24 protein-coding genes and 2 pseudogenes are annotated in these 24,542 nt (G+C 40.0%); 17 read left to right on the top strand and 9 right to left on the bottom strand.

The window, feature by feature from the left end; all coding sequences use genetic code 11:
- Positions 1–51 precede the first annotated feature (51 nt).
- From AOB57_RS14365 to AOB57_RS01035, 4 genes are all read right to left on the bottom strand, one after another.
- Positions 52–1,092, bottom strand: a complete 1,041-nt coding sequence (locus tag AOB57_RS14365; RefSeq protein ID WP_226999572.1) for a hydantoinase/oxoprolinase family protein — start codon at positions 1,090–1,092, stop codon at positions 52–54.
- Positions 1,074–1,634, bottom strand: coding sequence for a hydantoinase/oxoprolinase family protein (locus AOB57_RS14370; RefSeq protein WP_319592654.1), 561 nt, complete (start codon positions 1,632–1,634; stop codon positions 1,074–1,076). The genes AOB57_RS14365 and AOB57_RS14370 overlap by 19 nt, the downstream gene beginning before the upstream one ends.
- A gap of 15 nt (positions 1,635–1,649) precedes the next feature.
- Positions 1,650–1,781 (bottom strand): hypothetical protein, encoded by a 132-nt coding sequence (locus AOB57_RS14755; RefSeq protein ID WP_264371706.1) that lies wholly within the window; start codon positions 1,779–1,781, stop codon positions 1,650–1,652.
- Between the two features lie 176 nt (positions 1,782–1,957).
- Positions 1,958–3,880: a hydantoinase/oxoprolinase family protein gene (locus AOB57_RS01035; protein WP_054298830.1), complete on the bottom strand. Its 1,923-nt coding sequence runs from the start codon at positions 3,878–3,880 to the stop codon at positions 1,958–1,960.
- A gap of 466 nt (positions 3,881–4,346) precedes the next feature.
- Here AOB57_RS01035 and AOB57_RS14990 point away from each other — a divergent pair, with 466 nt between their 5' ends.
- The 8 genes from AOB57_RS14990 to AOB57_RS01075 all read left to right on the top strand — a co-directional run bounded on the left by AOB57_RS14990 (position 4,347) and on the right by AOB57_RS01075 (position 10,301).
- Complete coding sequence (locus tag AOB57_RS14990) at positions 4,347–4,517, top strand: AN1-type zinc finger domain-containing protein (RefSeq protein WP_082384220.1); 171 nt, start codon at positions 4,347–4,349, stop codon at positions 4,515–4,517.
- A gap of 635 nt (positions 4,518–5,152) precedes the next feature.
- A complete protein-coding gene (locus tag AOB57_RS01045) occupies positions 5,153–5,347 on the top strand; it encodes a hypothetical protein (protein ID WP_226999724.1) in 195 nt (64 codons plus the stop codon).
- Positions 5,344–5,625, top strand: coding sequence for a type II toxin-antitoxin system RelE family toxin (locus AOB57_RS01050; protein ID WP_054298831.1), 282 nt, complete (start codon positions 5,344–5,346; stop codon positions 5,623–5,625). Before AOB57_RS01045 ends, AOB57_RS01050 begins: the two co-directional genes overlap by 4 nt.
- Positions 5,618–5,842: a hypothetical protein gene (locus AOB57_RS01055; RefSeq protein WP_054298832.1), complete on the top strand. Its 225-nt coding sequence runs from the start codon at positions 5,618–5,620 to the stop codon at positions 5,840–5,842. The genes AOB57_RS01050 and AOB57_RS01055 overlap by 8 nt, the downstream gene beginning before the upstream one ends.
- Positions 5,843–5,856: 14 nt before the next feature.
- Positions 5,857–6,594, top strand: coding sequence for a M48 family metallopeptidase (locus AOB57_RS01060; protein ID WP_054298833.1), 738 nt, complete (start codon positions 5,857–5,859; stop codon positions 6,592–6,594).
- A 798-nt stretch (positions 6,595–7,392) separates the two neighbouring features.
- On the top strand, positions 7,393–7,707 hold the full coding sequence (locus AOB57_RS01065; protein WP_054298834.1) for a hypothetical protein: 315 nt from the start codon (positions 7,393–7,395) through the stop codon (positions 7,705–7,707).
- A gap of 258 nt (positions 7,708–7,965) precedes the next feature.
- Positions 7,966–8,313 (top strand): HepT-like ribonuclease domain-containing protein, encoded by a 348-nt coding sequence (locus tag AOB57_RS01070; RefSeq protein ID WP_054298835.1) that lies wholly within the window; start codon positions 7,966–7,968, stop codon positions 8,311–8,313.
- A gap of 1,619 nt (positions 8,314–9,932) precedes the next feature.
- Positions 9,933–10,301 (top strand): hypothetical protein, encoded by a 369-nt coding sequence (locus tag AOB57_RS01075; RefSeq protein WP_054298836.1) that lies wholly within the window; start codon positions 9,933–9,935, stop codon positions 10,299–10,301.
- A 344-nt stretch (positions 10,302–10,645) separates the two neighbouring features.
- Here AOB57_RS01075 and AOB57_RS01080 read toward each other — a convergent pair whose 3' ends face one another.
- The 3 genes from AOB57_RS01080 to AOB57_RS01090 form a co-directional block, all read right to left on the bottom strand.
- Complete coding sequence (locus AOB57_RS01080) at positions 10,646–11,572, bottom strand: helix-turn-helix transcriptional regulator (RefSeq protein WP_226999573.1); 927 nt, start codon at positions 11,570–11,572, stop codon at positions 10,646–10,648.
- Positions 11,573–12,438: 866 nt separating this feature from the next.
- A complete protein-coding gene (locus tag AOB57_RS01085) occupies positions 12,439–12,768 on the bottom strand; it encodes a hypothetical protein (protein ID WP_054298838.1) in 330 nt (109 codons plus the stop codon).
- A 595-nt stretch (positions 12,769–13,363) separates the two neighbouring features.
- Entirely contained in the window at positions 13,364–14,377 is a 1,014-nt protein-coding gene (locus AOB57_RS01090) for a DUF5996 family protein (RefSeq protein WP_054298839.1), read from the bottom strand.
- A 462-nt stretch (positions 14,378–14,839) separates the two neighbouring features.
- On the opposite strand from AOB57_RS01090, the gene AOB57_RS01095 reads away from it, so the two are divergent.
- Entirely contained in the window at positions 14,840–15,193 is a 354-nt protein-coding gene (locus AOB57_RS01095) for a hypothetical protein (protein WP_054298840.1), read from the top strand.
- 148 nt (positions 15,194–15,341) lie between these two features.
- On the opposite strand, the gene AOB57_RS01100 is transcribed toward AOB57_RS01095, so the two are convergent.
- On the bottom strand, positions 15,342–15,704 hold the full coding sequence (locus AOB57_RS01100; protein WP_054298841.1) for a SpoIIAA family protein: 363 nt from the start codon (positions 15,702–15,704) through the stop codon (positions 15,342–15,344).
- Between the two features lie 168 nt (positions 15,705–15,872).
- Here AOB57_RS01100 and AOB57_RS01105 point away from each other — a divergent pair, with 168 nt between their 5' ends.
- The 3 genes and pseudogenes from AOB57_RS01105 to AOB57_RS01115 all read left to right on the top strand — a co-directional run bounded on the left by AOB57_RS01105 (position 15,873) and on the right by AOB57_RS01115 (position 18,624).
- On the top strand, positions 15,873–16,859 hold the full coding sequence (locus tag AOB57_RS01105) for an ATP-binding cassette domain-containing protein (protein ID WP_226999726.1): 987 nt from the start codon (positions 15,873–15,875) through the stop codon (positions 16,857–16,859).
- Between the two features lie 2 nt (positions 16,860–16,861).
- The gene (locus AOB57_RS01110; RefSeq protein ID WP_054298842.1) at positions 16,862–17,698 is read left to right on the top strand and encodes an ABC transporter permease; all 837 of its coding nucleotides are present in this window, start codon (positions 16,862–16,864) and stop codon (positions 17,696–17,698) included.
- Positions 17,699–17,914: 216 nt separating this feature from the next.
- Positions 17,915–18,624: pseudogene (locus AOB57_RS01115) on the top strand (SDR family NAD(P)-dependent oxidoreductase).
- Between the two features lie 172 nt (positions 18,625–18,796).
- On the opposite strand, the pseudogene AOB57_RS14375 reads toward AOB57_RS01115, so the two are convergent.
- Positions 18,797–18,976: pseudogene (locus AOB57_RS14375) on the bottom strand (IS110 family transposase); the annotation flags it as partial.
- A gap of 250 nt (positions 18,977–19,226) precedes the next feature.
- On the opposite strand from AOB57_RS14375, the gene AOB57_RS01125 reads away from it, so the two are divergent.
- From AOB57_RS01125 to AOB57_RS01145, 5 genes are all read left to right on the top strand, one after another.
- Positions 19,227–20,141, top strand: a complete 915-nt coding sequence (locus AOB57_RS01125) for a YcdB/YcdC domain-containing protein (RefSeq protein ID WP_054298843.1) — start codon at positions 19,227–19,229, stop codon at positions 20,139–20,141.
- A 190-nt stretch (positions 20,142–20,331) separates the two neighbouring features.
- Positions 20,332–21,042, top strand: a complete 711-nt coding sequence (locus AOB57_RS01130; protein WP_054298898.1) for an SDR family NAD(P)-dependent oxidoreductase — start codon at positions 20,332–20,334, stop codon at positions 21,040–21,042.
- A gap of 50 nt (positions 21,043–21,092) precedes the next feature.
- A complete protein-coding gene (locus tag AOB57_RS01135) occupies positions 21,093–21,761 on the top strand; it encodes a phosphoribosyltransferase (protein ID WP_054298844.1) in 669 nt (222 codons plus the stop codon).
- A 734-nt stretch (positions 21,762–22,495) separates the two neighbouring features.
- On the top strand, positions 22,496–23,530 hold the full coding sequence (locus AOB57_RS01140) for an inorganic phosphate transporter (RefSeq protein WP_054298845.1): 1,035 nt from the start codon (positions 22,496–22,498) through the stop codon (positions 23,528–23,530).
- Entirely contained in the window at positions 23,527–24,216 is a 690-nt protein-coding gene (locus tag AOB57_RS01145) for a TIGR00153 family protein (RefSeq protein ID WP_054298846.1), read from the top strand. Before AOB57_RS01140 ends, AOB57_RS01145 begins: the two co-directional genes overlap by 4 nt.
- Positions 24,217–24,542: the final 326 nt, after the last annotated feature.

Consider the following 24,542-nt stretch of genomic DNA (forward strand, 5'->3'; position numbering starts at 1 on the left):
ACGTACACCAGAGTTATGAACTTTATCCTATTGACTTCAGCTTTTAAAGACCTAACACTTCAAATTAGAGGTGCAGTCCAGAGGGAAATTTGATTCAGTTAGTTCTCTGAAGCCCTTATCGGATTTATCCTGTCCAGATAGAGCTTTTTCGTAGACATTGTAATTCGCAATTCCTTCAAAAATAAATTTCGTTTCCACTGGAATTTCACTTGCATGGATTTTTATATCTCTCTTTTCTACACTAACTGTAACCTGGTCAGGTAAAAATCCAGACTCAGCCATGTAATCAAAAATCAGCTTTTTTCCAAATTCTTCAGCGAAATCCATGGCTTCATTCCTCATCACGAAATGCCTCCTTCCTGCAGGGGTATACACAAAAATACCTTTTGTCTTAAGGTCGTACTTAGACTCACTGTAAAGCGTGCGCACGGTTATCTCGACACGTTTTGTCCTTTTTCCTGCAAGAGCTCCGACCGCATTTCCAACATCTGAATGCTCAGGAACAAGAATTTCGGCATCTATTAGCTTTCTCAGTTCGTTCACATAAGCTCTAGACGGGCCCCCCAGAAGGACAACAGGAATATCCACTTTAAAACGACAGAAGAAATTACCTTCAAGCATTTTCCTAATCTCAGTCCTATCCACGCCTTTCATCAGAAAAGCAATTAGGTCTCCTGCCATGTTCCTGGCAAAGAGCTGCTTCACTTTCAAACAAAACTCGTGCCTGTCGATCCCTATGAAGTTTGCAAGTAATGTAGCTCCAATTTCAGAGGCTTCAATATTATATTCTGTATACTCTCCAAGTACATGCAGGGCATCCGTGGGTGTAAAACCGATTACCTGAACAAGGCGCTTCTGGATGAGAGAACCCATTACTCTCTTTGAAGGAAGGATGTTTCGGTCCCAATAAATATCTTTGAGGGAAAGCGGTTCCTTTCCTATAAGAGCGAGAAGTTCTCCTTCCTCCCGGCTTAAATTAACAGGCCTCTGCTCTGTTCGGACAAAGAATTTTGCTGCCTGGATATGTTCATCCAGTTTGAGTCTGTCCGGAATCCAGCGTTTTTTCAGAGTGCTCAGGAAATCGGGATACATAACTGCTGCCCTGCAGAGAGGAATAACCCGTCTGGGCCTATATTTATATTGCCGCCCTGCACCCAGATGTGGCTGTCCCCGCCCGTAGCCGAAGTCTCCATGCGAAACGCCCGGACTTTTGTCTGCCAACCGCCGACAACCTCTCCGGTTTCGCTAAGGTGAGGAAGCCCTTTCTGTATCAGTGATACATCGGTACTTGTCCCGCCGACGTCAATTACAGTGCAGGTCTCCTGCCCTGACAGATAGGAAGCTCCAAGAAGACTTGCTGCCGGGCCCGAGAAAACCGATTCTATGGGCTTTTTCAGAGCTTCATGCATACTTACCACCGAGCCGTCACAGCGGAGCATGGCTATTCTCGGGTTGAGCCCTCTGCTTTCGATCTCACTTACTACCGTCTTTAAGAAACCCTCTGCTACAGGCAGGAGTTGAGCATTCAGGTAGGCAGTTACTCCTCTTTCGTAAGCTCCAAGAGATTGGGCTAGCTCATGCCCACAGACAACAGGCAGCCCTGTAAGTTCCTGGATCAGGGTTTTTACGCGCAGTTCACGCTCAGGATTTCATACGCTGAAATAAGAAGAAACTGCAAAAGCTGAGACTCTGTCTTTTATTCCAAGCACGAATTTTTCTGCTGCCAGCAGGTCAAGAGGTATCACTTCCTCCCCATTACTGTCATGCCCTCCCTGTACCATGATGAAGTTTTCAATTCCCGAATCTGAAGGGATTTCATAATTTCCTATAAGGATCAGTCCTACGGGATATCCTGTGTTTTCAAGTGTAGTCTGTGTTCAAGAATAAAAGCTGGATGTAACAATCATATTGTTGCACTGTTTAAGGTAATAGAAGTGTTCCGGAAAATTTCCGGAAATCAGACATTTGGCATCCCGACACCTACAAAAACAAGCTTTGTCTCTACAGGTATTGCTCCGGTTTCACTCAAAGAGATATCTTTTTTGCTGACTTCTATCTGAACCTGCCCTTTATCGAGACCTGATTCGGTCATATATTCCATGACAAGTCTTCTTCCAAGAGTGTCAGCATATTCCAGAGCCTCGGGATAACTTCCGAAGGTCTCCCTTCCCAGTGGGGAGAATAAAAGAACCATTCTCTTCTTGTCTTTTGAATATATGCTTTTGATCAAGATTTCAAGCCTTTTTATACCCTTGCCCACAACAGCTCCGACTGCATTTCCTACCTTGGCATGTTCAGGGACTATAATCTCAGCATCAAGAATCTGCTTCAATTCTTTTATGTATGCGACTACTGGGCCTCCAATGAGCACTACAGGAATTTTCATCTTGAACTGCGTAAATTTGTCGGAAAGGAGGATTTTCTCGATTTCCTTCGGAGGCACATCCTTGAGAATAAAAGATACTAGGTTTAGAGCCATGTTCCGCGCAACATCTTTTTTTATCTGTTTGCAGAGATCGATATGGTCGGTCTGAGTATAGCGTTCCAGAAGTTTTGCTCCCACCTTTGAGGCTTCTCTATCCCAGGCTGTGTACTCCCCGAGTACGTGAAGTGCGTCAGTTGGGGTAAAACCTATTGCCTGGATAAGTCGCTTCCTTAAGAGCGAATCAAGCAGGCCCGGTGAAAGCGTTTTCTGGGTCTCCCAGAAGATATCGTTAAGAGATGCCGGGAAATCCCCTATCCTGTCAAAGAGTTCCTTTTCAAGCTTTCCAAGGTCGGAAGGTTCGACCCCTGTCCTTACAAAAAACTTGGTGGGCTGCACATTTTCCTCAAGGCGCATAGTTCCAGGGATTCTTCCTTTTTTCAGGGTTTCGAGAAAACCCGGATATTTGACAGCTGCAACGCAGAGTGGAATAACTCGTCTTGGACCGATGTTTATTTTCATATTTCGGACCCAGATATGGCTGTCTCCTCCCATTGCCGAAGTTTCCATCCTGATAGCTTTAACCTTTGTCTGCCAGCCTCCGACTACAGCCCCGTCGGCACAGAGTTCAGGAAGCCCGTTTTCGAGCATGGAAACATCCGTACTTGTCCCGCCTACATCAATAACCGCACAGGTGCCAAGCCCTGAAAGGTGAGAGGCTCCTACAAGGCTTGCTGCAGGACCCGAAAAGATGGACTCGATTGGTTTTTCCAGAGCTTCGTTAATGCCCACGACCGAACCATCGCATTTGAGCATGAGCAGCCTCGAATCCATTCCCCGCCTGGAAATTTCTTCCCTGATTGAACGGATGAACTGATTTGCAACAGGAATAAGCTGAGCATTCAGGTAGGCTGTAATCCCTCTCTCATAGGCTCCAAGGTCAAGAGAGAGTTCGTGCCCGCAGACCACAGGCATTCCGGTAAGCTCCTTAATGAGGGCTTTGACTGCCAGTTCATGGGCAGGGTTTCGAACACTGAAGTATGAAGAGACTGCAAAAGCCGAGACTTTGTCCTTAACCTTACGGACAAAGGCTTCCACAGCTTCCAGGTCAAGAGAAGTAAGTTCGGCTCCGTGGTGGTCGTGACCTCCTTTTACAATAGTATGGAACTCGATATTCATTTTTTCCGGAACTTCGTAGTCTCCTACAAGAATCAAGCCTACAGGATAGCCATTTTTCTCAAGGATTGTGTTCGTTGCAAGCGTGGTTGAGACTGAAACCATTTTTACATCTTTTAGATATCTTTCATCCAGCCCATCTATGGAGTTCCTTATTCCTGCAAGCAGGTCTGGATAGGTGGTAGGCGCCTTGCTCGAATCCATCACTTTGCCATCGGAATCCCGAATAATGATCGAATCTGTGTAGGTGCCTCCTGCGTCAATGCCCATGCTGTATTGCATTTAAATGCCTCCTGTTCATTTTTTAGAATTGGGATTCTTTGTAATTTGGGGCGCATGAGATTAAATTGCGGAGATATATTTTATTTAAAAATATATAATAGTTGGTAGATGACTGGTAAGAGCAAGAAAAGAGTATGTGCAAGTTTGTCCAGATAGTTTATGAGCTTACTTTTTATTCGAGTTTCATATTTGAGCGACTATTAGAAAGATACTGCTATTTAAATATTAATATATTTATTAAATCATATTTGTTCGACTTAGAAATAAAAAGTCTATTTTATATCAAACTCAATGGTAAAAATAGAAAATTGAGATTAAAATAAAATTTTTGTCAATTTATATATATAAAATTAAAATTTATTTCGTGTTTAGTCTCATTGACGAAAAAACTATATAACTTAAAGTTGTAGTTTTATCATTTATAGAAACTAAGGTCAATTATTAGAGAAGATGGGTGAGAAAAAGAATGTGCGAGAATTGTGGATGTCAAACTGACTTTAGAACTTCATATACTTGTAGCCGGTGTGGAGAAAGCTTTTGTATCGATTGCCGTTTACCCGAATATCATAACTGTACAGAGTCGATTCCTAGAAAATGGAGCAATTATGTACAAAATGTTAAAAAGTTAAGTATTTAACAAAAGTTTACAAAGTCAAGAATGGAAAGCAAATCATATGGAATATCTTTACAAGCACTGTGATATAATAAGGAATAGTAAACAGTTTCTAAATGTCGATAAAAATTTATTCGGTAACTACAGCCGGATCTGGTCTAAGCTTAGCAACTTTGGTTTTTTTTGGTTGAAAACCAAGTATGATGGAAGTATGTAATATAACGCTTTAAAAAGTTTCATACTTCAATCTTTTTCATATAATTCAAAGCCATAGCTTATATTTTTTGATTTTTATCTTTTTCTTTTTACGACCTCAATGTGCCAGTACAATGCTCTTTTCTTATGAAAGATTATGTACCAATAATAAAATTTGTAAATTAGAGTTGAATTTTTATCTCAAAGAAGATTTGGCATTTAATTAAGTTTAAGACTTGATGCCTGCAAGCAATAATCAATAAATGGCATTAAACGACCTTCAATTAGTTCTAGATTTAGAATAAACGTAAAACTAAAATATAATATACAATATAATTTCATATTTATATAAAAACATAATATTAAAATCTCCCCTTTAACATAAATTACTATGGCACATAAAGATTTGACATTTGAAGTTTGAGATATGATTTCTAGAATAGCCTTTACAAACCGATAAGTTGATGAGTATGATGCTTGAGGAAATTTTCAGCCAGCTAAAAGATCTCGAGAAAAAATTCAATGAAATCAAGTATCCGCCAGAAACTGCATTTCAGCCGTCCTTCGCTTCTAAAATCCGGAAAGCGGAAAAGGATAGCTTACTCCATAACCTGCCTGCTTTTGAGTTTAATGAACTTTTCGAAAAGGTAGAGGAATGACATACAGAGTAGCCCTTCACCCCTCGGTCCGCAGAAACCTTAAAAACCTGTATCGACTTGACAGGCAAAGTTACGATTACGTAAAACACCGCCTCAGCCTTCTGGCTTACAGACCGGAGATGGGCATCCCTCTTGAAGCCGAATTTCAGGGAAAATGGAGAATTCATATCGGTCCCTTTGTGCTTGTCTATACTTTCGATAAAGCCACGAACATCCTTACCTTGCTTGTTCTCGAACATTATACACGGGCATACAATATGTATACCGCTTATGCGTGAGGTCTCACTCCCAAACTCCGCAAACTTCCCACAAGCCTTTTCAAAAAACTGCTTGACTGCAAGCCTTTTGAAAGAAGGCTTGAGCGCAAACTTTTTAGAAAAAAGTTTGATCAAAAACCGGCGTGACGGCGTGGTCAAGCGGCGCAACGGTTTGTTGAGAAAAAAGAGAAAAGTTAAAACGGAGCCTGATGTAAGATCTGCAAGAGTCAGGATTTAATCGAGGAAATCAATATGAGAAAAAACGACAGAATCAATGCCTGTGGCCGGACTATAAGTTATGAGATTGTTTATAGTAAAAAGAGAAAGAGAGCAGCTATTTTAGTCCGTCCCGACCTGGGAATTGAATTCCGGGCGCCTCAGGGTTTGAGTGCGGATATTATCAGGGGAATGGTCGAAAGAAAAGCGCAGTGGATTGTTAAAAAACTTGAATTTTTCGAGGCAAACAGGCTGCCTGATCAGAGTAAGCAGTATTCCGAAGGTGAAAGCTATCTTTATCTCGGCAAGGAATACCCTCTAAAAATCGTATTCACGGATAGTATTAAAAAACCCCTGGCTATTCTTAAGGATTCTGAGCTTAGGGTTGAGATTCCGGGGAATACTTCTGAAGATCAAATCTCGTTCCTGGTGAAAGAAACGATCTGGAGTTTTTATAGTGAACGTGCCAGAGAGGAAATTGAGAAGCTTCTGAGGATTTATTCGAAAAAACTCGGGGTAGTTACTCCGGTTTTTAAGGTGAAGCATCAGAAACGGCGCTGGGGAAGTTGTTCCGCAGACAATGTCCTGAGGATAAATTTCCAGCTTATCATGGCTCCGCCCGATCAGCTTGAGTATGTGGTAGTACATGAACTCTGCCACGTAAAAGAGAAAAATCATTCTGAGCGGTTCTGGAAGCTGGTCAGGGAACTGATGCCTGATTATCAGGAACACAGGAACAACCTGAAAAAAGACGGCTGGAAATACGTGCTTTGAAGTCGGTAAAACTGGTATTGACTCTTAAGTCCTGTTACATTACATTCGAGAAAATTTTTGCGTTGATAAATAAAATATTTTGTTTTACAACTCGCAGTGTTATATTAAGTAGTTTATAGCTATATGAAAGTATGGTATACTTTAAGATACCTTCCTATTATATACTCAAAAGGTGATGGTTAGTATGAATTTCAGAGAAGACGCGTCTCAAAACAAATTAGGAGTTTTATAAATACTCTGACCTCGCCCTTTTACAGATTCTTATTCTTGATACACACCACTTTTTATTTTTTTCTATTATCTTGATATCTTTACATTTAATGGATACAAAGTTTCCATTAAATGTACGCCTGGTTTTGCTGAATTTTTAGCTCTATTTACCGAATCCTATGTTTATTCCCTTCAATATCCGCTTCTTCCTCTAATAATAAAGAGCAGCGGGCAGGAGGACAATAACTCCAATTCCCCCTCTAATTCCTCCTATCAGATGATTTTAATAAGGATAGAATATTGTCCAGACCCCATATGTCTGCAATTGAAAAATCCGTGCGTATAAAGCCAAATTCAGAAGGTGTTTATTTAGCTGTATTTAGAATACGTAGTAGAATTAGATTACTTCCTGACAGAATTAAAACTTTCTCATTTATGAAATCCCAGGTATCCAGTCAAATTGGAGCAGTATGAGAGCAGTATGAGAATGCATCCCTACAGTAAGCTTAAATTAAGGAAGACCGTAATATTAATTACAACGAAAAAGTAGCTAAATTTAAATACAGCATTGTATGAGGGGTATTTTTAATGGAAAGTGGATCAGTTTCTTCAAATAGTATAAATTCTGGAGATATTGTTTCGGGGAATTGCATTGATTCAGGCAATTACACGAGCGGCGCAAGGAGACACCTTTCCGGTGAAATCTTTTATCACCTTTTTAGTTCGAAGGATGAAGAATCATCGATCTTCCTTCTGAGCGTACTGCTTATGACTTCGGGTCTCATTTTATTTATCTACGGCCTTATTAGCGAGCAGTTATACCAGTTTATAATGGCTTTCTTCTTCCTGGTTCCTGGACTTGTTCTGGACGATGCAAAACAGCAGCAGTTGTGCGCAAGGTAAAATTCCCGACTTCAATTATTCTCATTATTTTTCTCAATTTCACCTGTGTTTCTGTTTTTTTCTAAGCTGCTATTTTCCCATACTGTTATTACTTTCCCGACCTCATCGACGATTTTACTCAAAGTTGCAGGGTGATCATTTCCAGGGAAGCGCATTGTATCCCGGCTCTCTTGTACAGGAAAAGCAGGAGAAAGTAACAAGTATATACGAAACATATTTTGTTATTGAGACGAGAGCTCTGAACGAGGTAGTGGCTTTATGCGAGCCGAAGAAAGAGACCGGGAAGATTCTTTGATTGACATTCTTGATTCAATTGAAAAAATCGAGAGTTTCATTGAGGGATTTGAATTTGAGGATTTTTCTGCAGATGATAAAACCATATACGCTGTGATTCTGGCTCTCGAAATTATTGGAGAGGCTATGAAAGATTTGCCGGATTCCTTGAAACTGAAACATCCTGAGGTTCCGTGGAGAGAAATATCCGGGCTGCGCGACAAAATGGTCTACGGCGATTTTGGTCTTGATCTTGAGGCTATCTGGAACATAGCAGTGGAATACGTTTCATCCTTAAAGCCATTGATTGTAAGAATTTTGAACGAAAGGTAATCTATCTCCCGAGTTTTAACTTTGTCCTCTGTCATTAATCCCCTTAAGTAACGATCTTCTTAAGTAAGAGGCCATATACGGGCGTCAGCCCTGAAATAATACATCGTATGCAAGATCGTAAATTTAAGATCATTTTATAAAAGCAGTCATAATTTAGCTGCCATAAGTTTGAAACTTTTGTTTAAATGTCACCATTCCAGCATAAGGTCGTGTATACCCGTTTATCTATTAGATGGATTGACTATACTTCGCCAGTTTGCGATTAAATCTTTAAGTTTATATATAATGAAGTACTCTACGATATTGGGCATCTGGGAAGGTCATAAGAGACCTTTTAACTCTTTTTAATAACCCCCCCATACCCCCCCAACTCCCCAATGACCGGATGCCCAATCCCAATTAATGCTATATTTTTTGTATCCTTTTTCTCCAGCAATATCGTTTGCTATTGCATATGCTGATAATACCTTTCATTTTTCGGCATATAGTTTCATACTAAAAGCCTTCCACACCCTTGCACACGTTCCACACCTCTAAACTTAAAATCCCAATAAAAACAATCCACATTATGTTCGAAAAATTTGTCCCTGAAAGATATTTTAATCTTCTGCCCTAAATTTTCAAATCCGGTCAGGATAGCACATTATACGGAGCCCGGACAGGGCAAGTGGACATAATGCTATTTGCCGCACACTCTGTGAGTCAATGACAGAGAGCGGCGACACAATGTGCAGGCAACCGAGAGATCCGTCCGGAACTCATGCTTTCAACAGCTAAGGCGGGTTTAATGCTTGTGTTTGGAATCTATCAGTAGGTAGATATATTGCATAGTTTCCAAATTTTAGAATTCTAAAAGGACATTTAGGAGATCTGCAACATTTTTAAGGTTATTCTGACAATAAAAAGTTTAAAAAAATTTATTCCTGGAATATTGCCTTTAAACTTTTTCCGATTTAGAATTGCTTGCATTTCAGATAAGAAAAACTTTTAATCAATAATTGATAGGGGCATTTACAGGGCTAAGAGAATGCTCTGAATAAAGAGGATGCTCAGAATATGCAATAATGAGCTAAGAAATGGTGTAATACTTATCCAGTTTGGAAAACAAACATATTTTGATATTCCATAAAATGTGAAGAGATTTTATTCCTGAATTTCAACGATCTACCTTCAAAAGCTAAAGTTTAAAGCCGTTTATTAGCCTAAAACTCATTATAAACCGATATAATTAGCATATAAACTTTAAAAAGGCTTATTTATCCTATATAATAATTTTAAACTATTATTTTATTAAATAATCCTCTGTAAGCTGTTTTTGGGTATAAGTATATTTATATTTAATCTAACTAATTTTAGCATTGTCAAGCCGCAATCAGGCGGCAGGACAACTGGATTTAACTCCAATAACCGGCAGATAGCCAGAAAAACAATTCCAGAAAAACAATTTAAAACGAAGTACAAAACCGATAGCCTCAGAAGCAGATATGAAACAAATCTGTAAGATCTGTCGGTGTTTATCATCAAATTGGGTCAGATACTAAAGTGGGTATAAATAAACTTTGAAAAGTTTAAATAAACTTTAAAGAGTTTAAAAGAATTGGATTTCGGAGTGGATAAACGTGAAAATGAGAAAAGTAATTGGAATTCTCATGGCAGTCTGTTTTGTACTGTCAGTGACCGTTGCATCAGTTGGTGCAGCACCCTTTGACAAAGACAAGAAGTTTGACAAAGATAAGAAGTTCGACAACAAGAAGAGGTTCGACAACAGAAAGAAGTGGAACAACGAGAAAAAGAAGTGGGACAACGAGAAAAAGAAGTGGGACAGAGAGAAAAAGAAATGGGACAATGACAGGAAGAAATGGAACTTTAAGAAGCACGGCAAAGATTTCAAGAGATGGAACACACTTTACATGAAATGGTACCAGATGTACATCAAATGGCTCTTCGGTTACAACAAGTTCTTCAGCCAATATCACAAGTATTACTGAAGCAGAGTGAGAAATGGCTGAAAACTAAAGGATGAAAAGTAAACCGATGAGTATTCTTTGAATACCCCTTTGGATTAATGAAACAGTAATTTGGATTAAGAACCAATAAACTTGGATTAAGAACCAATAAGATCCAGAGCAGTAAGAACCATACTGCTCAAAGAGTGGGGAGGTTCATGAAACCACCATTGAGGGGATAGTGACCTCCTCTCCAGCTTTTTTTTCGTTCCATCATTGTCAGTAAGAGAAATCCTCTGTAAGTCATATGAATTTGTCGTTCTTTACCGTGCAAGCTTTACCATTCCTTTCTGTGCGAGCTTTACCGACTCTTTTTACCGTGTGCCCTATCTGCGTCCCTCATCCGTCAAAACCACAATATTCTCACGACCATGCTTGAGCTTCTTAATCAGTCCTCTCTTTTCCAGTTCTGAAAGCAGGAGGCTGACTTTTACTTCGGAGTACTCCAGCCTGCGACGAAGGTCTTTCTGGGAAATCTTGCCTCTGCGACTACGAATTACATCCAGGATCTCAAGCTGATCTTCTGAGAGAGGAAGTTTTCTCAAAGCAGCAGTCTCAATTTCGGAGTTACCTGCAGTTTCTATTAATGGCACTACCCTTGAGTCGCCTACCGGCTCTATTACAGACCCTTTTATGGAAGCTACCTCTCCTGTACTTCCGGACTCCAGCTTTACCCCAAAACCAGGACTTTTATCAAAAATTTTTGCCAGAAATCCTTTTGTACTGGATTTTCCTGCCTGAGACCTGCGTCCTTTAATCTCATTTAGCTTTCTAGAAAGTTTATAGCCCCCGCCGAGCAGAAAAAGAAACATAAGGGTTACTGGCAGGTAACTTAAAGTAAAAGAATCAGTAGAAGAGTCCGTCTTGGCTTCTTCGATGGGGCTCACATCATTGTCATAACCACTTTTATCTTCAACTGTTCCTGTTACCGGATTTTCGGACACTGGATAAAGCAGGAGATCAAAGACATAGTTGCCTTCATCTTCAATTTTTAAAGTTGCTTGTTTTGAGTAGATCACAGTCCCGTTCCGGTAATACCTGGCTGTAATAATATAGTCCCCAGACCCCAGTTCAAAGGAATATGTGCCATTTTTTGCTACTATGGATTGAGGAGGATTGGAATTTATATTAATAACAGTATCGTTCAGGGGCTCAAGGGTATCCCATGCATACGTTGCTCCGTGAATGGTTGCAGTGACGTTGCTATCTGCTAGGAAGGGTACCCCTGAAACAGGTAAAGCAGATACCCCCAAAGCGAGTAAAGCAGAAGTGCAAAGAATAATGTATGACCTCAGTTTCATCTCAACCAGTAAATCCAGTATTGTAAGTTGAGACCATGGGAACCAGCTGCCAAAATTGTAAGCATAAATCTCTGTAGTTTTGCAGATACAGGAAATCCGCTCGTTTTAGGATCTTATCGGTAACCCGCCCCCATGACCCGATATATATCTGATATAGTGAGCACATCCCGAAATTGCTTCTGGTAAGATCAAATATGTAATTTTGAAGCAAGCTCACTGCGAACTTTCTTTACGTTTATAGACTACTACGGTTACTGATAAGTAAGTATAAATTATAAATAAATATTTCGTCTCTTATTTATTTCTATATAAATTAAGCAACGAAAACAGTCTATCAAGCATATAAATAGGTTTTAAATTATTATTAGCATTATAATCTCATGAAAATATTTTAATTATTATATAATGCTATAATATAGCCTGTATACGGAATTCTTCTCTTTTAATAAAGTTAACAGACAATAGGACGATTTATAACTCAGTACCACATCCAATCCTTTTATATGGACACAGTGAATAAACCTGAAAGAATATTTTATATTATAGTCGAGCTAAAAATCTATAGATAAGATTATTAAACAAGCCTACCATGTGAATCATTAAGCGAAATCGTTAAACAGGGCTACAAAACAGTAATTCTCACATGAATTCTTAATGCCGGCACGTCTAGCAACCACCACATAATAATATTATCCTGCTCGGGCTTTGAGAGTTTTTTAACTCTTGCTTCAGCTCTTTATATCTAAGTACATTTTACTTTAACATTTTACTTTAACATTTTACTTTAACATTTTACTTTAACATTTTACTTTAACATTTTACTTTAAGCACAGATATCTATTTTCGTTGTAACCATCGAGGTATCCTTTCTGGAAGCCTCTGTTATAGTTATCTCTGTAGAATTTGGTCCATCTGTTATCATTGGAAGGGGAAGGAATCTTCGAGAGAACTTCTTTGATACCGTATTTACTGCAGTCTTTCTGGCCCTGTGTTTTGCCGCCTTTGTAACCTTTCCTGTAGCCATCATTGTAACCATTCTTGCTGCTATCAACTGCACTTGCTGATGCTGCTGTTACTGACAATACAAAACAAACTACCAGCAAAACAGCAAGAACCTTTTTTATTCTACCAGATTCTTTATTTACCATACATTATACTCCTGATTTATTTAACCGATCGAAAATCGAATTTATGCAAGCGTGAATAGCATCTGTTCTAAATTGGTGACTCTTGCTTATAGTAAAAAATTCAATTTTTAAATTCACCAGGTTGAGAGTCTAAGGTACCTGCAATTTCTGCTTCGCCTTTTGCATTTACGGAAATTATTAACTGTTTGCAGGCTGCCCGTCAACTGGTAGTTTTATTATTGGCTGGATTAAATATAAGTATACTTATATTTACCTGCCTGCTAAAATGGCTCAAAAACAGTTTAATTAATATAATAAGTGTTTCTAAAACTTTAATTTGAGTTTATTAGTCTATTAGATTTTTAAATGCATAAATATTCTTTAAAATTCCCATATATAGATTTATTTGCAAAAATAGCTTTTATATATTTATTCCGACCAGGAATAATTTCCAGGTTGAAAGGCTACAACGAAGCATACTAATAAAAGATAAATTCTGTTTGAGCTCGATACCGAAGAGCAAAAGAAAAATAAAAAGACAGAAAGGGGAATACAGGGAGTGAAGCCCGAAACTCTTCTTTAAGATCCCTGTGGTTTTGAATTAAGAGCCTTTGATTTAGGCCTCAGGCCTTTCCAGCTTTTCCAGTATATCCGCATGCCCTTTACGCTGTTTTTGAGCCTGCTCCTTGAGTTGTTTTTCGGATGAAGGAAGCCTGAAAGTTTCAATGTCCCAGTTTGCTCTTTTTGCTCCCGCCTGATACACGCTCTCAAGAAAGTCTAGAATCACTTTTTCCGGGGAGTCTGCTGCGTTTCGGGCATCTTCATACCTTAGAAGTGCAAGCCCTGACTGATGGCTCCAGAAAGCTTCTTTCGGGCTTAACGGCTCATTCATAAACCCGGCTGGCTGCGGGTACATGTATGCATAAAAAGCCGGCTCCCTTATGTTCTTATCTCCTGCCCAGAAACCGAAGCTTATCATCTCATTTGAGAAAATCTCACGCTCGACAGGGTTTGCCCCTTCCCTCATAGGTACAGACCTGCCTGAATACAGAGTAAGGGCAAGGTCGGCATGGTGCCAGAAAAAGTGCACAGGCGAACATTTTCCTGTAAACCAGCCTCTGAAAATCTGAAAAACAGAAGAGACCTGCACAAGGATTCTCCAGAACCGGTTCACATATTCTTCGTCATAGGATGCATGCTGGAAATCGGACAGAAAAGGCTCGGTACTCACTTCAGGTATATCATACGGCATTGGTCTGATGCCCGCCACGATCCCAAGATCTCCCAGGCTTGAAAAAACCCTGTCATAAAATCCGGCAACCGACAGTCCCTTTAATGGCACTACCCTTGAGTCGCCTTCACTGGTCTCAATCCTTAAAATGTGCTCTTCGTCCCGGAAATTAAATTGAATTTCGAAAATCATGTCCTCGTAAGGAATCGGCCCTGTCGTGAGCCCGCGTACAGAAACATAAAACGGGACATGCCACCAGTGGTTCATCTTCGGAAACAACCCAAGCTTGACCTTCCCCACGATCTGCAAAAACAGATGCAGCGTATTCTTCGTATCTTCCCATTCTTCAAGCGGCAAAGGCGGAAACTGAATATCCCGCGTAAAGCTAGTACTTACCATAATTACCCCCTCCGGAAAACTTCCGAATTATTCGATGAAGATTTTAGATTTACCTGTAATGCTGTTAGAATTATAGAATTATGAATATAAGTTTTAGTTTTCCTTAATTTCTAAGTTTAAAATCTTTCCCGCCCAAATAAAAAAATTGAGGTTTTGATTTGGAGAAAGTTTTTGAGATATAACACTCATTTTTTTATTTTCCAAGCTATCCTGGCGCTCAAAGAGGAATCTACAACTGTAAAAGATATTCGATAGAAGCTGCGGGAAGTATTACAAAGAAATCGCAGCAGATTAAAGAAAATTATATGAACACGGAATATATAATTCTCTGAGGCAGATTCTCATACCCAACATCATTAAACGGAAGGTGAGACAATCGGAAAAATAAAACTCTTTAGCTTTCTGTTCATTACACTGGTACTTATTTCACTAATACTATTATCTTCCGGCAGTTCTCTAAATATGCCTGGAAACGAAACTGGAAACTTAGAGGTCATAAAAGGAAACTTAACTGAGAAAAAAGACAACCTGACAAATCAGGTTCAAGAAATAAAAGAGGCCTTAGAAAGTGAAAAAAGAAATTTAACAGGCATAGAAGAGAACTTAACAGATTCAAAAGAAGACCTGATAAGTAAAAAAGAAAATTTGACAACTGCACTTGAAGGTATGAGAGAAAACGTAACACGTGAAAAAGAGAATTTAACGGCTCTAGACGAGAACTTTACTGATATAAAAGAGAATTTAACAGATATAAAAGAGGACCTGACAAGCATAAAAAGTAACTTAGCGAATATAAAGGAGATTTTGGAGAGATAAAGCAAAAGTTCACAGATTAAATTGAAAAAGTGGAATAGTACCAGTTATATAAGCTCGACCTATAAGCTCAGTCATATAAAAGTTCAGTCATACAAGACGCTTATACCTGCAGCAAATAAGAACGAGTGAGAGGACGGATACTAGAAACTCATTCACTGATCCAGGCTTTTGCTTCAGAGAGTTTTTCGTTTTTATATGTTCTCACCGGAAAGGGAATGATAAACTTAAAGAGCCCAACTGCACTGTTCATCCAGTCCACATCAGAAACAACTGCGATTTTTTCAAACGCTGTAAGGTTCCTTATGCCAACCTTAGCATCCTCCAACATGGCACTGATGGTGAACCACTCGAGTTCTTTATCCATCTGGTAAAGCATTCGGATCTTTCCATACTTTTGTATCTTATCTTCAATAGCAGGAATTAGCACCTTGCTGTAATCGTCCCCGGTTACCTCTCCACTTACTCTAACTGCTACTACATTATCCGGCAAACCCTCTATAATCTCTATCATTTAACTCCCCCTTTCAATATACCCTTTAATTCTGATTTTGTTTATTATTTTGAACGAATATAAGTTTTGACCCGATCCAGTTCAGGCTTCACGGGGCAAAGAATCTATTTATCACTAAAGGTTCAATCTTTCCTGAGGAAAAGATAAACTGGGTATGGGGTACTGGCTCTGGAAGACAATATAATAGAGGTAAATGGTCTTGAATATTTTTTCGGCGAGATAAAAGCTGTCGATAATATCAGTTTTACGGTGAAAAAAGGGGAAATTTTCTCCTTCCTGGGACCGAATGGAGCAGGGAAAAGTACTGTGATTAATATTCTTACCACGCTGCTGCCCGTTCAGAAAGGAAACGTGAAAATTGCGGGCTACGATTTGAAAAAAGAGCCCGAGAAGGTCAGGGAGGCTATAGGGATTGTTTTTCAGGAACTGACTCTTGACAGGGATATGACCGTGAAGGAAATCCTGGAATATCACGGGAGGCTTTATTCCATGCCAAAAGCTGCAAGGCAGGAGAGAATTGATGAGCTTCTCGAACTGGTAGAACTTGAAGGAAAGAGGGATACTCTGACAAGGCATCTAAGCGGCGGGATGAAGCGCAGGCTTGAGATTGCACGGGGGCTTATGACCCGACCGAAAGTGCTTTTCATGGATGAGCCTACATTAGGGCTTGACCCTCAGACACGAATAAGGATCTGGGATTATGTAAGAGATATAAACCAGAAGGGGACGACCATTTTCCTGACAACCCATTATATGGATGAAGCCGACCAGCTAAGTTACAGGATAAGCATTATTGATCACGGGAAGATTGTTGTCACAGGCCGGCCCTGGGAGTTAAAAAACGCGCTTGGCCAGGATCTCATATATCTTGAAACCAGCGACAACTGGACTGCTTCAGACCTGTTGAAGAAGCTAGAGAGTGTAAAAGGAGTACGGGAAAAATCAAAAGGAATAATTGCTATGGTCAATGTGGATGGCACCTACCTGCTGCCCGAGATAATAGATAAGCTTAAAAGCGGAGGAATAAGGATCAGAGCCGTAAACCTGAAAAAACCGTCAATGGATGATGTTTTTGTCCATTATACAGGCAGGGAACTGCGGGATACCGGCATGGAAAAAGGCTCGACTGTGTCCCAGAGGGCGAGGGGGCGCTAAAGATGCATACAGGCTTCCTTACCATCTACTGGCGGGATATGCTAAGGTTTGTCCGGTTCAGGACTCTTCTGTTTGCTTCACTTGTCCAGCCTGCTCTCTGGCTTGCCTTCTTCGGAATCGCAATGTCAAACAACTTTGAAAGATTGACTGCAACCATGCCAGCCACTCCTGGGGTCAGGACTGTGGGTTACCTGACATTTATAGGCGCAGGCGTTATTGCCATGACCACGCTTTTTACAAGCCTTTTCGGGGGGACAGTTCTGCTTTTTGATAAAAACTGGGGGCTTATGCGGGAGACACTCTCAAGTCCTCTGCCTAGAATCCATATAATCATAGGGATAGGGCTTTCAGCTATGACGAAATCTCTTATCCAGGCCAGTGTTATAATGGGGTTCGGGCTTCTGCTTGGAGTCCAGTTCTTTGAAGGATATACTCCTGCGCAAACTATCTTCTCGCTACTAGGGATTGGGCTTTTCATAGGAGTATTTTCGCTCGGGTTTCTATTCCTTTCAGCTGCAATAGCCATAACAATGGAAAGTCCGGAAGGAATGCAGGCTGTAATAACCCTGCTTACCATGCCTTTCTTTTTCACGAGCAATGCGCTTTATCCTGTGAACTCTTTTCCTCCTGTGCTCCGGGCTCTATCCACAATCAATCCTCTAACGCATATTGTCAGCGGGATAAGATACTTTGCAATAGGGAGCGATTTTTCATCAATCGGACTCCGTTATACTTATACTCAACAGGGAACCCTTATTTCCTTCATGGCTCTGCTGGCTTTTGCGGGAATAATGTTCCTTATTGCAAGGTGGAGGTTTACCAAGGTTACAGTCACATGAGCTGTAAACCTTATTCAAAGAACCTTTTTTCAGAAACTTAATTTCAAAAAATATATCCCTTTTTTACCCGTTTTACCTTTGATTAAATAAAAAACGATTAGATAAAAATAAACTGCTCAAGAGTGAAATGATTAAAGAAGCAAAACAATAGAAGAAATAAAACAAACAAAGAAAAACAAGCGATAAAAATAAGATAAACGCATAAAAGGGATAGCAATGAGTTTAGCAGGTCAAACAGCTCTTGTAACCGGGGGGAGCAAAGGGATAGGAAGAGCTATCTGTCTTGCTCTGGCAAAAGAAGGAGCAAACGTCATCATTGCAGCAAGGAATGAGAATGAGATAGAAGAGACAGTAGATAAGTTAAAATCAATGGGTAGTAAAGCCATGGCTATTCAGGCTGATGTCCGCAGTGAAGAGGACGTAAGGCGTCTTATCTCAACGACAATCGATAAATGCGGCAGGCTTGATATCCTTATCAACAATGCAGGAGTGGCTACAAGAAAAGGCTGGAGGAAACCACTCTGCAAGAATACGACAAGATTATGGATACCAATTTAAAAGGAGTTTTTCTCTGCACAAAATATGCGATTCCATATATAAGAGAAAGTAAGAACGGAAAAATCATCAATATATCTTCAGTAGGGGGATTACACGGGCTTCCGGAATTTTCTGTGTACTGCGCCTCGAAGTTCGGGGTAAACGGCTTAACTGAATCCATTGCCGCCGAACTGGAAGGAGAAATAAAAGTCTACGCAGTCTGTCCGGGTGCCGTGGATACGGACATGTACAGGTCAATTTATGCAGAGAGACCTCCACTCAAACCCGAGCATATTGCAGAAAAGGTTCTGGAACTTGCCTCGCCTGATTCAAGAGTTACATCAGGCAAGATAATCGAGATTCAGGTCCCTCCAATCCCTCAGCTTTGATTGTGAGAGAGCAGGGCATAGTCCGGCAATTCTGGCGAACTTACAATATTTTTGTCAGGTATTACTGCACTCTTTTGCCAGAATTGATTTTCCTTCTTTGAGCTTGCTAATTAATTTTAATAATTGATAATTTGCTTGCACGAAAGTATGTATTTATTACTTTTTCACATATTTTATCCTTCCTTTTTTCTATAATTGCAACCATTCCACCAATTATCTCTATCCTTTCATCAACTGAGAATATCTCGGTCTCAAAAATCATCTTCTATTGAATTTTTCCCTTCTGATATCCTGTCTCATCTTCATGCATCTCATCGTTTATGATAAGACACCATATTATTGCTGGAATTTTTCCTTACCAGTGCGATAGCGCGTTTGTGAAGTCTTGCAGCCTGAATTGAAGGATAAGCCCAGGTAGGTGAGAAAGATTTTACAGATTTTAGAACAGGATGTGAACTTATATATAATTCTTATACAGAATAATAAAAGCCAGATATATAGCAACAAAGTAAAAGAGGGGCTTGGGTATGCAACAGATATTTCCAGTAACTGGGTTATATGAAATTCAAACTTGTGTTTAAAAGCTTAAAGGAGAGAAAATTATGAGATTTAAGCTAATTTTTATATTAGGTTTGATACTATTGTGTGCAATATTTGTAGCTTTTGCTTCTGAAGAGGGGGGAATAATCTTTACGAAAGAAGATGCAAAGCAAATAAAATACCCTGATCCCTCAACTGCAGACGTAAATATTAGTTTTGAGGATGCAAAAAACAAGCTAATCTCAGAAAATCCGGAAGTAACCAATGAATCTATTCATGGAGAGTTGATTGATGATGAAAATTTCGGGATAATCCGGAGAGTGAGCTCAAAAACAACTAATGGAAAAAGCATCTTTGCAGGAATAAATGCCTCTAATGGAGAGCTACTTTTTGTATATGATGGATCAAAGAATGTACAGGGCAGAGACAGTATAAGCAAAGATGATGCTCTGAAAATAGCAGAGGAATATATCAAATCCAGGATTTCAGCGGAAAAAATTAATGAGATTGAGCTTGAAGATGTAAATTACATAGGACCTGCTGCTGACGATCTGCCAGGAAATTATCATGTAAGTTATGCAAGAATTATCAGGGGAATACCTTCTTTATCCGATGGAATACTGCTTGATGTTAATGCAGAAACAGGCGAAGTTTTAAGCTATGACAAAAGCTGGTCTATGGATGAGGAAGAGATAGCACTCATTGATACTGAACCAAGCATTACGGATGAAAAAGCAGTTGAGATTCTCAAAGAATTCATGAGTAGCCAACCACCCATAGGAGAAGAAAAAGCAAGTACTGTAAAAGTTCTTTCGTCGAGCCTTGCCTGGAAAGAGGACAATGAAGATAAAACTCGTCTGGCATGGTGGATCCGGTTCATTGATTCAAGTTTTGAAAGAGATGACAGCCTTCCTGCTTCAGTATTAATTGACGCACATTCAGGAGAAATGTTGCTTTTTGATTATTCAAGAAATTAAATTCGAGATGATTATTCAAAAATTAAATTCGAAAGAGTTCTAATCTTTTTATTCCTCTTTTTTCTCTTTCTTTTTAATACTGAGATCGGACTTGACTACAGTTCAGAAATATTGCTTCCAAAGATATATCCTTATCCTGCCCAATAATTAATTAAGTGACTGTTAATGAAGTGACTGTAAAGTGACAGCTATGAAACTGAAGGGTCAGACAGCCATTGTAACCGGTGGGGGAAGAGGAATTGGCAGGGCTATCTGCCAGTCGCTGGCAGGAGAAGGAGCCAATATTGTAATTGTCGCAAGAACCGAGAGAGAAATTCGAGAAACTGCCAGGCTGGTGGAAAAGCAGGGTGTAAGGGCTCTTGCGGTAAAGACGGACATTAGAAAAGAAGAGGAGGTCATTAACATGGTTTCAAAGGCGGTGAATGCCTTTGGAAGAATTGACATCCTCGTAAATAATGCAGGAGTGGCATATGGAAAGTATCTTGTGGAGACTTCAACTGAAGAATATAATGAAATTATGGATACAAATGTAAAGGGAATGTTTTTCTGCACGAAGTACGCCCTTCCCCACCTGCTTAAAAGGGGAGAAGGCAGGATCGTAAATATATCATCAGGGGCAGGAAAGCGTGGCATACCAAAATTATCAATATACTGTGCCTCAAAATTTGCGGTAATCGGTTTTACGGAGTCTGTTGCCTACGAAACCGGAGGTGGGGTTCATGTATATGCGGTCTGCCCTGCTAGCGTGGATACCGGCATGTACCGGTCGCTGCATACCGATGAGCCAGTCCTCAAACCCGAAGATGTTGCAAAAAAGGTTCTGGAACTCTGTTTGCCTGAAACAACGCTTCCTTCAGGCTCCTCAGTCGAGATTTACAGGCGGCCTGTAAGGATAGTTTGATTTTGATATCTGTACAGAAAAGGAGCAGCTTATGAACTTAAGGTGGAATCATGTTTAAAAACCGTAAAGATGCAGGGGAGAAGCTTGCAAAAGCTCTTGAGAAATACAGGGAAGAAAATCCCGTTATTCTTGCAATCCCTCGCGGAGGAGTGGAAGTAGGACTGCAGGTTGCAGCAAAGCTTAATGCTGATTTTTCCCTCGTTATCGCAAGGAAACTGCCTTTTCCGGATAACCCCGAAGCCGGATTTGGGGCAATAGCCGAGGATGGGAGTACGTTTATTTTAGAAAGTGCATACTACTGGCTTGAAGGGGAAACTATTGAAAGGATAAAACAACAGCAGATTGCCGAGATAGAAAGGCGCATAAAAACCCTAAGAGGAGACAAGCCCCTGCCAGAGATCAGGGGAAGAACAGTTATCCTTATTGATGATGGCATTGCAATGGGGTCTACAATGCGGGCAGCCATTGAACTTTGCAGAAACAGAAAAGCCGGAAAAGTCGTGGTTGCAGTACCTGTAGCCGGAAGAGAGGTTGCAGAGGAACTTCAGAAGAAAGTGGATGATCTCATAGTGCTTGAAACTCCTGCATATTTCAGGGCTGTTGCTCAGGTTTATGAGAGATGGTACGATGTCTCGGATGAAGAGGTGCTTGACCTGCTCAGAGAGAGGATAAGGGAAAAAGAACAGAAAGATCAAGAATTTCATGGGCTGGAAGCCTGAAAAATATTATTCTCTATCAAACCTTCCTTTGCTGCCCCTATTGTAAGGATAAGGAAACCGCACACAGGAGAGAATAATACAAAAACCTGGCTTTTTTGGAGTTAACATTCTTATACTAATCTTTCTGTTTTTTTTGAGAAGATTCTGCAGCGAAATTCAATCATTTTATAGGGTTTACGTTATGAAAAAGGTCTTTTGAAAGAATCTTTTTGGAAATCTCCTTCTGAAAGCCAGGTTACTGATGCATATAAGTGTCACAGAGTAAAAATCATTGGTCAATAAGCTTTTCAAAAATCTTTTCTAAACATGCCTCAGAATTATACTGCCTTTAAGCTCCTTTTAGATATTCAATAAATTCCCTGAAAGGCACATCTGGATAAAAACTTTATGCTATTTTGAATAACGGAAAAGTTTTGTTCTTCCAGAATATCTCCTCATTGTCTTTACACTGGAGAATTGAAGTTATTAGCTTGAGATAACGAGTATAAATATACCAAATAGGCGTATATAGATCTATAGTTTATATAGAGATTCTTAAAGTATATGGAAACTATAAAATATAATGAAATTATCTGGAATACTATACGGATTCCAAATTTAAATAGGCACTTTGAAATTATAAAGATTTTACATAACGATTGATCAATAAAACTTAAAAATGTTGATTTTACGGTGATTATAAAGTTTATAACAATTATAAAAGTTGAAGTTTGAAATTTGTGGAGTAAGAAAAAATGGATATACTTATCATAGCACTTACTTTAGCAGGTCTTTACATGGCCTGGAATATAGGGGCAAATGACCTCGCAAATGCTATGGGAACCTCGGTTGGAACGGGATCCTTATCGATCAAACAAGTGGTCATTATTGCTGCTGTCTTTGAACTTTTAGGCGCCGTACTCTTCGGTGATCGTGTTACTGAGACAATTGCAAACGGCATTGTTCCCATTGATGCGGTCGGAAGCATCCATCCCAATATAGTTGCAGTTGGAATGCTGGCTGCAATTCTCGCAGCAAGCTTCTGGGTAACCCTTACAACCTTCTACAATCTCCCCGTTTCAACCAGCCATTCTATTGTTGGTTCTGTACTCGGCTTTGGGCTGGTTGCAGCCTACAACGGAACTATCTCTTTTTCTGACATCCACTGGGGAGAGATTTCAAAAATTGTTGCCAGCTGGTTTGTGTCTCCAGTTCTTGGGGCTATTTTTGCTTACGTGACCTTTTCTATAATAAGAAAGATTTACCTTCACAGAGCTATAGACCTGCCTTTCGTTGAGAAAAAATTCATATCCTTACAACTCATAACTGGTTGCTATATCGCATTTGCGCACGGATCAAATGATGTAGCAAACGCTGTAGGTCCTCTCGGTGCAGCGCTTAAGGTTATGGGAGTGGCAGGAACAGAAGCCGGAATCCCCATCTGGGTGCTTGTAATGGGAGGTCTTGGAATGGTAATAGGAATGGCCACCTGGGGTTATAAAGTGGTTCTAACCATCGGCTCCAAGATTACGGAACTAACTCCAACACGTGGTTTTTCTGCTCAGTTTGCAACAGCTTCTGTGGTTCTGCTTCACAGTTACAGTTCCCTCCCAATTTCGACTACACACACACTTGTAGGTTCGGTTATAGGGGTTGGGCTTGCAGGCGGAATTGCAGCGGTTGACCTGCGCGTGATATGGAGGATTATTTCTTCCTGGATAGCAACAGTTCCTATAGCTGCCCTTACATCAGCATTGATCTTTGTAGGGCTTGAGGTGATCTTCTTATGAAAGACTACATCCGCTCCGTCCTTGACGTGGTCGCTGAATCTCCCTTTGTGCCTCTGGAAGCACACGCTAAAAAGGGAGTGCTGGCAGTTGAAAAGCTGGCTGAAGCAATGGAAGCCTATTGTGAAGGAAATTATGCCATACTTGAAGAGAGGACAGAAGAGATTGACAAGCTGGAACATGAGGCTGACAAACTCAAACAGAAGATAAGGACAGGCATTCCCTCTTCAGTGAGGCTGCCAGTGAACAAAAAGGATCTTCTTTCTTTCCTTAAGCAGCAGGACTCCATTGCTGACTACGCCCAGGCTGCCGCCTACTGGATGACCCTTCGGCCCTGCAAAAACATTCCTGATAAGATTAAGGAAGGCTTTCTGGAGTTAATGGGCACCTCCCTGAAAACTGCAAGGCTATATGATGAACTCGTAGGCAAGCTTTACAAGCTTCTTGCAACTTCCTTCAGCAAGGAAGAAATAAAGGAGACAATGACCATAATTCCTGAAGTCGAAAAACTTGAGCATGATGTGGATGTGCTTGAAACAGCCCTTTTAAAAGAGATCTTCGAACATGAGGACACTATCGGAGGCGCGGGAGTTTGCCACCTTATGGGGCTTGTCGAAAGGATAGGAGGCATTGCCGATAAGTCCGCAAGCGCTGCTGATAGGCTGAGAACAATGATTTACAGGAGATGAGTTCTTACTTATTCTCTTTTTTCTTATTTTTTTTCTAATATAGCTTTCAACTATCGCTATTTAACTTGCCTTTTCTTGAACTTGCTTTCCTCTTTTCCTGCCATCTCATTTATCATTCTCAAATATGCTTTCCTCTTTTCCTGCCATCTCATTTATCATTTCTCAAACATGCTTTCCTAGCTTTACCGTCTGAGAGTTAGAATTTCAGCCGATAAGCTTTAACTTATCCACTTTTCTAATATGCTTTACTTTCAGACTCTACAAGCGCAGAAACAATCTCATTAAAAGATCAAATATTTAAAGAGAAGCAAATAAAGAGGGAAAGA

This window comes from Methanosarcina flavescens, assembly GCF_001304615.2.
Taxonomy (GTDB): Archaea; Halobacteriota; Methanosarcinia; order Methanosarcinales; family Methanosarcinaceae; genus Methanosarcina; species Methanosarcina flavescens.